This is a genomic window from Corallococcus llansteffanensis (genome assembly GCF_003612055.1).
In the GTDB taxonomy this organism is placed as follows: Bacteria; Myxococcota; Myxococcia; order Myxococcales; family Myxococcaceae; genus Corallococcus; species Corallococcus llansteffanensis.
In genome coordinates, this window is sequence record NZ_RAWB01000367.1 from 1 (window position 1) to 10,125 (window position 10,125).

The window sequence follows — 10,125 nt, forward strand, 5'->3', positions numbered from 1 at the left end:
GCCGGCACCGGGCGGGGTGGCGAAGCTGGCGGGCGCGGTTAGGGATGGGGGGCCCATGCTGGATGCGCCCCCTTCATTGCTACGGCTCGCGCTCGTCTCGGAGGACCCCCTGGCCCGGGGTGCGCTCGCACGGGCGCTCAGCGACCAGGGGGAGGGCTGGACGGTGGTGGCCGCGGGCACGCAGGTGGAGCTGGAGGCGGCGCGGGGCGCTCCGCCCGACGTGGTGCTCTGGGACACGGGCCTGCGGCTGACGGAGGGCGCGGCGCCGGACCTGGGCGCGCCGGTGCTGGCGCTGGTGGCGGACGAGGCGGCGGGGGAGCTGGCGCTGGGTGAGGGCGCGCGGGGCCTGCTGTTCCGCGACGTGGCACCCGGGATGCTGGTGGCCGCGCTGCACGCGGTGGCGCGGGGGCTGACTGTGTTCGAGCCGGGCCTGTCCCACGTCCGGGCCGCGCCCCGGAACACGGCGCCTTCGGGCTTGCCGGGCGCGACAGGGCCGGACACGCTGACGCCGCGCGAGCGCGAGGTGCTGGGCCTGCTGGCCGAGGGGCTGTCGAACAAGGCCATCGCGGACCGGCTCGCCATCAGCGACCACACGGCCAAGTTCCACGTCAACGCGGTGCTGGCCAAGCTGGGCGTGCAGCGGCGCACGGAGGCCGTGGTGCGCGCGGCCCGGCTGGGGCTGGTGACGCTCTAGAGCGCGCGGGCTAGAGTCCGCGGCCTCCATGGCCAACCAGGATTGGGTCTCGCGCCTGCTCACCGGCCGCGCGTCGGCGGACAAGGACAAGGGCCTCAGTGTCCACCTCTCCGAGCGCGACGGCGGCAGCCTCCACGACAAGATGCGGCAGGCGTATTGGTGGATCACCAACAACGCCGTCATCTGCCCCTACTACGACATCGAGTTCGGCGGCGCCGCCTCCGTGAAGAACGGCAGCGGGGACGAGCTGCACCTGCCGGAGGACATGAGCTACAGCTCCTTCGTCCTCATCCCCCTGCTCACCCTCTTCACCTGCCGCCGCGCCCTGCTCGTGGGCGGGCCCGGCCGGGGCAAGACGACCTCCGCCATCCTCATGGCGCTCCTGTCCGGCATGGACCGCGAGGACGTCCACCGGGGCATCCAGCGCGGACATCCGCAGCTGTCCATCGCGGACCTGCTGGGCGCGCCGCTGCCATCCGACATGCTCAAGGCGGATGACCTGTCCGCCGTGAAGGTGAGCTGGCGCAAGTGGATCAGCCAGCGCGTGAAGATCATCGACGAGTACAACCGCATCCCCACGAAGACCCAGTCCGCCCTGCTGTCGCTGCTGGGCGAGGGCTACGCGGAGATGATGGACCAGTACGTCTACACCGGCCGCTCGTCCTGGTTCCTCACCGCCAACGACGACCAGGGCGGCGGCACCTTCCAGGTCATCGAAGCGCTCAAGGACCGCATCGACGTCGTCGTGCGCGCCGTGCCCTTCAACTCGGGCTTCGTGGACACGCTGCTCCAGCGCATCGAGTCCGACAAGTCCCCGGAGGAGCTGCTCCCCAAGGACATCGTCTTCACGCCGGGCGAGCTGGAGAAGGCCTACACCTCCATCCTCGCCGTGGAGGTGCCCAAGGGCGCCCTGGAGCGCGTGGCCTTCTTCCTGGGGCAGCTCGACTTCTGCCGCATGGCGTCCCCGCGCTTCGAGTTCAAGCACAAGGACACGCTGAAGCTCGCGGGACAGAGCGTGGCCAACGTGTGCAACGAGCAGTGCCCGTTGGACAAGAAGGTGCACCTCTGCACGCAGACGGAGAACGGCACCAGCGTGCGCGCGTACCAGACCATCCTCCACTTCGCGAAGGCGCTGGCGTTCTTCCGCGGCCACCGCGCGGTGGAGCTGGAGGACTTCCGGCAGATCATCCCCTGGGTGCTGCACGAGAAGCTCACCCCCAACGCGCGCAGCCCCTTCTTCGAGGGCAAGGGCAACAAGCTGCTGCTCCAGGACCGCGTGGCGTGGATCCGCAACATGTTCGACATGGCCATGGCCCGCTACGGCACGCACGCGCCGCTGCGCCAGAAGGTCGCCGGGCTGCGCGCGGAGCTGGATCTGGGCCTGTCCGGCGTGGACCTGCGCACCACGGAGAAGCGCCTGTCCGCGGTCACCGTGCTGATGAATGAGCTGATGACCCGCCACGAGCTGTCCGGCCCGGTGTACGAGGACATCATCCACCTGAAGTCCCTCTACAGCCGCTACCGCAACTACGCGACGTGGCTGAAGGAGAACCCGGGCGGTCAGCCATGAGCGAGTTCGTCGACACCCTGGAGAAGGAGGCGCGCGCCCGCTTCGTGCGCTGGGACCGCGCGCTGTGGTCAGGCTTCCTCAATGGCCCGGTGGCCCGGCTGGGCGAGGCGCTTTCGGCCTCGGGCTCGGACGCGGCCTCCGGCGAGGAGCTGCTGCGCGACTACCTGCGCCTGGGCGCCGAGGGCATCGGCCTGGGCTACCTCTACCCCGCGTCCGCCGGGCGGCAGAACTTCTTCACGCTCGCGTGGTCGGACCTCGTGCCGCGCCTGCTGCCGGAGCTGCCCCGCGGGAAGCGGGCCGCGGCGCTCGCGCGGATGTGGAACCTGAGCGAGAACCTGGAGTCCGCGCCCCCCTGGGTGCAGCGCCTGTTCTGCCGCATGGGCACCGACCTGCGCTCGCTGGACGACCTCGAGGGCCACCTGCACGCCGTCGCCAACGAGGCGATGGAGCCTCCCACGCAGACGCTGGGCGACACCTCCACCGCGCTGTGGGTGGACCTGTCGCAGGAGGACAGCCGCTTCATGCCCGGGGAGCTGCACTTCCTCGCGCCCACCGTGGTGTGCGTGCACGACCGGCACCGCGCCACCGCCGCCGGAGGACGCGACGCGGCCACGCAAGGCGTGTGGCTCGCGAAGAAGCCCATGCTCCTGGGCTCCATGGGCTGCAACGAGCGGCTGGAGCCCGCGCGCACGCCCGTCAAGGCCATCACCTCGCTGTCCCAGCGCGACCCGCGCGCGGGCGACTGGTACAGCACCGTGCGCAACGAGTGGCGCGCGGTGGCCACGATGCACACGTCCCAGTGGCTGGCGGTCATCCTGCCGTCATGACCCGGAGCGCGGCCTTCACCCCGGCGGAGGTGGAGCGGTGCTGGCGCGACGCGCTGGCGCTGTGGGACGTGCGCGTGGAGTTGAGCCCGCCCGAACCGCACCGGCCCTTCAATCCTGGAGCCGACGCGAAGGACGAACCGCTCGCGTACATCGACCTCGTGCGCCGGCAGGTGTTCGTCCACTTCGAACAACTGGACCGCATGGGCGCGCGCGACAGCCTCACCGCGGTGCTGGCGCATGAAATCGGGCACCACGTCCGCTTCCCGCACACGCTGGGGTGGGACGCGGAGCTGCGCGTGCTGGAGCAGCGGCTCATCCCCGGGCTGGGCCAGTCGCTCACCAACCTGTTCTTCGACCTGCAGGTGAACGAGTTCGTGGGGCGCACCCACGCGGAAGCGCTGTGCGAGGTGTACCGGGGCTTCCTGCGCGCGCCCGAGCCGGGCCAGGACAAGGGCGCAGGGACGACGCCGCTCTTCTGCTTCTACCTGGCCCTCTACGAGGAGCTGTGGAGCAAGGAGCCTGGGGACCTGGTGCCCAGGGGTCGCCTGGAGCAGCTGGAGCGGGACTACCCGGGCTTCCGCATCCAGGCGCGCATGTTCGTGCAGACGTTCTACGCGCTGCCCGACGCGCGCCTCCAGTTCCTCTACTTCTGCGCCGCGTTCATCCGCTACATCGACGTGCCCGGGAAGACGCGCTTCCGCATCCCGCTCGCGGGCGACGTGCCCCTCCCGGACGAGGGCGACCTGGACGCGGCGGTGCAGTCCGGCGCCCGGTGGGACGACGCGCTGGAGGAGGCGCGGGCGCAGGGCTGGCTGGATGCGACGCACGACACGAAGGACGCGGAGCCGCTCACCACCATTGGCCGGGTGACGAACCACCTGCCCGGCAAGGACCCCGGGAAGCTGCGCCGGGCCCTGGTCGCGCGGCACTACCGGCGGCTCGTGGACCGGCACCTGCTCAAGCTGCCCTCCGCGCCGTCGAAGCCGGAGCCGTACCTGCGCACCACGCCGGAGGCCTGGGAGTACGGCGATGATCCGTCCACCATCGACTGGACGCTCACCGTGGTGACGCAGGGACACCTGGCCGCCCTCTCCCCGCTGCGGCGCGAGCTGGAGGCGGACCTGCCCCCGCCTTCGGACCTGGGCGTGCCGGCGGTGGAGCTGTACCTGGACACCAGCGGCTCCATGCCCAATCCCGAATACCAGCTCAACGCGATGACGCTGGCGGCGCAGGTGCTGGCCGCCTCCGCGCTGCGCAAGGGCGCCACGGTGCGCGGCATCGTGTACTCGAGCGGTCAGCCCGTGGTGTCCCCGTGGATGTACGACGAGGAGACGGCGCGCGACTTCCTGCTGCACTACATCGGCGGGGGGACGTGGTTCCCGGTGGAGGAGATGGAGGCGTTCGCCAGCGAGCGGCCGGACGTGCTGCGGGTCATCATCTCCGACAGCGACTTCCTGGCGAACATGCAGGAGAAGGGCGCGCTGGAGCGCCTGGGCCGCGCGGTGAAGCAGTCGCGCCGGGTGGTGGCCTTCCTCGCGGTGCCGGAGGAGTCGCGCGCCCGGCAGGTGCTGGCGCCGGTGCTGGGGGACAAGCGCTTCCGGCTCGCGACGGTGCAGTGGATGTCTGACTTCGGTCCCGCCGCGGCGGCGCTGGCCGATGCCCTGTTGGAGAGATGATGGCGGTTTCAATCGCGAAGCTTCGGGAACAACTGGCCGCCTCGCCCATCGTGTCGCCGTATCCGCACGACCTGGCGGTGGCCATCGTCTGCGACACCTTCCGCATGGCCAGCCAGAAGCCGCCCTCGCAGTCCGAGTGGGCGAAGCTGGAGCAGCGCGTGAAGAACCCGCTGTTCCGCGAGCAGGTGGGCATGCTCGCGCACGTGCTGGTGTCGTCGGAGCTGCGCAAGAAGTCGGTGCTCTACCTCACCGCGGATCGCACGCCGCTGGCGCGCCTGCAGCAGTTCTTCGAGGAGGTGCAGCCGCTCACCGCGGAGATGGTGCGCTCCAACGCCTTCCGCCAGGAGGAGTTCCTGCGCAAGTGGGTGGCCGCGCTGGGCGCGGACATCGAAGGTGAGACGGCGCAGGAGTCGAAGAGCCGCCTGAACGCCCTGGACTACCGGCAGGCCGTCGCGGACCTGCGCAAGGTGGAGGAGGCGCGCAAGCAGGAGGCGGAGCGGCGCCTGAAGATGTTGCAGGAGGCCCAGCAGAAGGAAGCCGAGGCCCGGGGCTGGCGCGAGTGACGCTCGGGGTCGCGCCCAGGGCCCGCATCCGCCGCGACACCTGGACCCAGCGGGCCCACCTGCCGTGGGCGCTGGAGGTGGCGGCGGGGCTCGGGCGCGGCGCGGCCACGGTGGACGAGGCCGTGGCCCGCGCGGAGCTGGAGGCGCGCCTGGGCGGCCTGCGGGACGCGCTCCAGGGCTCGCCCTACTACCTGCGGACGCTGCGCGAGGCGGGGCTGCACCCGGGGGACCTCCAGCGGCTGGAGGACCTGCGGCACTTCCCCGCGCTGGACCGCGCGACGCTCGCGCGCCACTGGGAGGACGTGCCCACGCTGCCCACCGCGTCCGACGAGTGCGTGGTGGTGAAGAGCTCCGGCACCACCGGGGACCCGGTGAACGTGCTGCGCGACCGGCGCGACTGCCTGCTCATGTGGGCCGTGCTGCGCTTCTTCACCGAGCGCACCGGCACGGTACCGCCGCCGCGTCCGCGCGTGGTGCTGCTGGACGCGCTGCCGGGCGGGCTGGAGTACTCGGTGCGCCTGCCGCTGTTCCACGACGGCGCCCTGCACCGCGTCTCCGTGCTGCGCGACGACGCGGTGGCGCGCTTGCAACGCGTGCGGGCCGCCGTCGTCTTCTCCGACCCGGAGGGCCTGCGCTGGCTGCTGGCGCACCCGGAGGTGCCCGCCCCCCGGCTGGTGCTCACCTCCGCGCAGCACCTGCCGCGGGCGCTGCGCGACGCGTGGGTGCACGGGCGGGGCGTGCAGGTCCTCAACTACTACGCCTCCACGGAGACGGGGCCGCTCGCGTGGGAGTGCCTGGAGGACGCGGGGCAGGGCCGCTTCCACGTGCTCACCCCGGACGTCTGGCTGGAGCCGGACGGGGACGAGGTGGTGGTGACGCGGCTGCGCCCCAGTGTGCTCCCGCTGCTGCGCTACCGCCCCGGCGACACCGGCACCGTCCAGCGGGACGCCTGCGCCTGTGGCTTCCACGGCTGGACGCTGACGGGCTTCAGCGGACGTGGCGCCTGCGCGTTCCACACGCCCGCGGGCCGCGCGGTGGACGCGTGGTCGCTCGCGTGGGTGTTCAAGCACCACCCGCTGCGCGCGTTCCGGCTGACGCAGGTGGACCTGGAGCGCTTCACGCTGGAGCTGGCGGGCGCGCCCCCGGAGGTCGTGGGTCCCCTGTGCGAGCGGCTGGGCGCGGCCCTGCGCAACCTGGGCTGGCCTTCGCCCAGGGTGGAGGCGCGTGAAGCGGAGCTGCCGCCGTCCGCCAAGCCGCTCCCCTTCCACAGCAGGCTGCCGCCTCCTGGCTGAGCTCTTCCGCCGCCCGGCCGTTTGCCCTGGACTCCGGGGTGTCGCGTGAAGACCCTTCCTGAAAAGGCATCACGCGGGGAGGACACGGGACATGGAGACGCGGAAGCTGGGCAGCAAGGGCCTCACCGTTTCAGCGCTGGGCCTGGGCTGCATGGGCATGTCGGAGTTCTACGCGGGGCGCGACGACGCGGAGTCGGAGGCCACGCTGCTCCATGCCCTGGAGCGGGGCGTCACCTTCTTCGACACCGCGGATGCCTACGGGCCGGGGCGCAACGAGGAGCTGGTGGGCCGGGTGCTGGGGCCGCACCGCTCGAGGTTCGTGCTCGCCACCAAGTTCGGCCTCGTCCGCGACCCCAACAACCCGCAGGCGCGCGGCGTCAACGGCCGGCCCGAGTACGTGAAGCAGGCGTGCGAGGCGAGCCTGAAGCGGTTGGGAATGGACGTCATCGACCTCTACTACCTGCACCGCCTGGACCCGAAGACACCCATCGAGGACACGGTGGGCGCCATGGCGGAGCTGGTGAAGGCGGGCAAGGTGCGCTTCCTGGGCCTGTCGGAGGTCAACGCGGAGACGCTGCGCCGCGCGTGCGCCGTGCATCCCATCACCGCGCTCCAGTCGGAGTACTCGCTGTGGAGCCGCGAACCCGAGGACGGCGTCCTCCAGGCGTGCCGCGAGCTGGGCGTGGGCTTCGTCCCCTACAGCCCGCTGGGACGCGGCTTCCTCACCGGCCAGCTCAAGCGCTTCGAGGACCTGGCGGAGGACGACTACCGCCGCCACTCGCCGCGCTTCCAGGGGGAGAACTTCCAGCGCAACCTGAAGCTGGTGGAACACATCAGCCGGCTCGCCCGTCAGAAGCAGTGCACGCCCGCGCAGCTCGCGCTCGCCTGGGTGCTGTCGCGAGGGCAGGACGTGGTGCCCATCCCTGGCACCAAGCGCCGCGCGTACCTGGATGACAACCTGGGAGCCCTGGAGGTGAAGCTCACCGCGCAGGACCTGGCGGACATCGAAACCATCGCACCGCCGGGGGTGGCTTCCGGAGACCGCTACCCTGCCTCCATGCAGGCCCTGACGCAGTCCCACGGCCCGGTGCGCAAGGAAGCCACCGGGAGGCCACCCCACGGTTAGGCATCACTGTGTCCATGACCGCCCCATCACCGTCCGCATCCCGGGGCGCCCGGGCTCCCCGCACGGCCTCGCTCTCCCCGGCTCCCGACAGGGCCCCGGAGGCGTTCGCGCCGGACGGGGGCTCCGCGCCGCTGCGCTATGGGCTGGCGGTGGTGGGCGTGGTGCTGGCCCTCCTCGTCCAGAAGGCCCTCTGGCCGCTCACCGCCGGCACGCCGCTGCTCCCCTTCTTCGCCGCCGTGATGTTCGCCGGCTGGCGCGGAGGCTGGGGACCGGGGCTCGTGGCCACGGTGCTGTCGATGCTCACCGTGGACTACTTCTTCCTGGTGCCCCTCGACGCCTGGTCGGTGACGCCCAGCAGCCTGCTCACGCTGACCCTCTTCTTGAGGCTGTGCCTGTTCGTGACGGTGCTCAACGTGCGCCTGCGCCAGGCCAACGTGGAGCGCGCGGAGCTGCTGGCGCGGGAGCGCACGGCCCGCGCCGCCGCCGAGTACGAGCGCTCGCGGCTGCATGAGATCTTCATGCACGCGCCCGCGCACCTGGCCATCTTCCGGGGCCCCGAGCACCGCTTCGAGCTGTCCAACCCCCTCAACACCCAGTTGGTGGGCGACCCGGCCCCACTGGGCAAGACCGCGAGGGAGGTGGGACCGAAGGATACGGCCGAGCGCGTGGGGCAGTTGTTGGATCGCGTCTACGCGACGGGGGAGCCCTTCCAGACCAAGGAACTGCCCCTGCGGATCCAGGAGCCGTCTGGCGCCATGAAGGAGTACTTCTTCGACGTCACGTACATGCCCACGCGCGACCCGCGGGGGAAGGTGGACGGCATCTCCGCCTTCGCCTTCGACGTGACGGACCACGTGCGGGCGAGGGCCCGGGCGGAGCGGCTGACGCGCGAGCTGTCGCACAACGAGGAGCACCTGCGCCTGCTGGCGGGCGCCAGCTCCTTCCTGGCCACGTCGCTGGACTACGAGGCCACGCTGCACAACGTGGTGCGCCTCGTCGTCCCCACGCTGGCGGACTGGTGCATCGTCGACATGGCGATGGAGGGCGGCACCTTCCTGCGGATGGAGGTGGCGCACGCGAGGACGGAGTCGGAAGCGCACGCGCAGCAACTGCGGACGCCCGTTCCCGAGGGGCAATGCTACCCGTCGATGGGCGCCGGGACCCTGCTGCTCAAGGGCCAGCCCTTCTTCGTGGAGGACGTCACCGCGGTGGACCTCGAGCAGGTGACCAATGAGCCGCGGCGGATGGCGCTGCTCCAGGACATGAAGCTGCGCTCCCTGGCGATGGTGCCCCTGGTGGCCCGCGAGCGCACGCTGGGCGTCATCATCTTCGCCACCAGCCACGCGTCCGGACGGAGCTACACGAAGGCGGACCTGCCCATCCTCCAGGAGATGGCCAACCGCGCCGCGCTTTCGATGGAGAACGCGCGCCTGTACCGCGAGGCGCGTGAAGCGGTGCGGCTGCGCGACGAGTTCCTGTCCATCGCAAGCCACGAGCTGAAGACGCCGCTCACGCCGCTGAACCTCAAGCTCCAGTCCCTCCGGCGCGAGCTGGAGCGCCATCCCGGCCCGGTGCCGCGCGCGCTGGTGGAGAGCTACCTGGAGGTGGGCTCGCGGCAGGTGAAGAAGCTGGCGGAGCTGGTGAACGACCTGCTGGACGTGTCGCGCATCGCGGCCGGGCGGCTGGCCCTGGAGCCCGCGCGGGTGGACCTGGCGGAGCTGGTGCGCGACGTGACGGCCTCCTACGAAGGGCCCGCCGCGCGCTCCGGCTCCACGCTGCGGCTGGTGGGCGTGGACACCCCGTTGGTCGGGTGGTGGGACCGGCCGCGGCTGGAGCAGGTGGTGGTGAACCTGGTGGACAACGCCATCAAGTACGGCCAGGGGCGCTCCATCGACATCCGGCTGGAGACGCGGGATGGGCGCGCGACGCTGACGGTACAGGACCAGGGCATCGGCATCGCGGCGGATTCGCAGCCCCGGCTCTTCGGCCGCTTCGAGCGCGCGGTGAGCGGCCGGCACTACGGCGGCCTGGGGCTGGGGCTCTACATCACCCGCACGCTGGTGGAGGCCATGGGCGGCACGGTGCGCGTGGAGAGCGTCCTGGGCCAGGGCTCCGTCTTCACCGTGGAGCTGCCCCTGCAGGTGGAAGTGCCGGCCGGCCAGGCTCAGGAAGAGGCGCGAGCGCGGGGCAGCTGAGCGTGGGGTTCCCACGGGCCACTGGAGCCCAGGCAGTGGCGGCAGGTGGCCAGGGGCGTATCGCGCTCCAGGTAGGCGAGGAGGCGGGAGAGCAAGTCGGGGCTGTCGAGCGGGAGGCCATCGGCCTCGGCGAGCGCGGGCAGGTGGGGGTGCTCGGCGGCGAGGACGGTGGCGACGTGGGG

At 71.7% G+C, this 10,125-nt stretch carries 8 protein-coding genes and 1 pseudogene; 8 read left to right on the forward strand and 1 reads right to left on the reverse strand.

Going from position 1 to position 10,125, the window contains the following annotated elements:
• Positions 1 to 55 precede the first annotated feature (55 nt).
• The 8 genes from D7V93_RS28405 to D7V93_RS28440 all read left to right on the forward strand — a co-directional run bounded on the left by D7V93_RS28405 (position 56) and on the right by D7V93_RS28440 (position 9,943).
• Positions 56 to 694: a response regulator transcription factor gene (locus tag D7V93_RS28405; protein WP_120646369.1), complete on the forward strand. Its 639-nt coding sequence runs from the start codon at positions 56 to 58 to the stop codon at positions 692 to 694.
• Between the two features lie 28 nt (positions 695 to 722).
• On the forward strand, positions 723 to 2,264 hold the full coding sequence (locus D7V93_RS28410; protein ID WP_120646370.1) for a MoxR family ATPase: 1,542 nt from the start codon (positions 723 to 725) through the stop codon (positions 2,262 to 2,264).
• Positions 2,261 to 3,091 (forward strand): hypothetical protein, encoded by an 831-nt coding sequence (locus D7V93_RS28415; protein WP_208723175.1) that lies wholly within the window; start codon positions 2,261 to 2,263, stop codon positions 3,089 to 3,091. The genes D7V93_RS28410 and D7V93_RS28415 overlap by 4 nt, the downstream gene beginning before the upstream one ends.
• A complete protein-coding gene (locus D7V93_RS28420) occupies positions 3,088 to 4,767 on the forward strand; it encodes a hypothetical protein (protein WP_120646372.1) in 1,680 nt (559 codons plus the stop codon). The genes D7V93_RS28415 and D7V93_RS28420 overlap by 4 nt, the downstream gene beginning before the upstream one ends.
• Positions 4,764 to 5,330, forward strand: coding sequence for a hypothetical protein (locus D7V93_RS28425; RefSeq protein WP_244237561.1), 567 nt, complete (start codon positions 4,764 to 4,766; stop codon positions 5,328 to 5,330). Before D7V93_RS28420 ends, D7V93_RS28425 begins: the two co-directional genes overlap by 4 nt.
• Positions 5,327 to 6,622, forward strand: coding sequence for an AMP-binding protein (locus D7V93_RS28430; RefSeq protein ID WP_120646374.1), 1,296 nt, complete (start codon positions 5,327 to 5,329; stop codon positions 6,620 to 6,622). The genes D7V93_RS28425 and D7V93_RS28430 overlap by 4 nt, the downstream gene beginning before the upstream one ends.
• 91 nt (positions 6,623 to 6,713) lie before the next feature.
• Positions 6,714 to 7,748 carry an aldo/keto reductase gene (locus D7V93_RS28435; protein WP_120646375.1) on the forward strand — a complete coding sequence of 345 codons (1,035 nt, stop codon included), beginning with the start codon at positions 6,714 to 6,716 and terminating at the stop codon, positions 7,746 to 7,748.
• 14 nt (positions 7,749 to 7,762) lie between these two features.
• A complete protein-coding gene (locus D7V93_RS28440; protein WP_120646376.1) occupies positions 7,763 to 9,943 on the forward strand; it encodes a sensor histidine kinase in 2,181 nt (726 codons plus the stop codon).
• Here D7V93_RS28440 and D7V93_RS46190 read toward each other — a convergent pair.
• Positions 9,913 to 10,125: pseudogene (locus tag D7V93_RS46190) on the reverse strand (radical SAM protein); the annotation flags it as partial. The gene D7V93_RS28440 and the pseudogene D7V93_RS46190 overlap by 31 nt on opposite strands.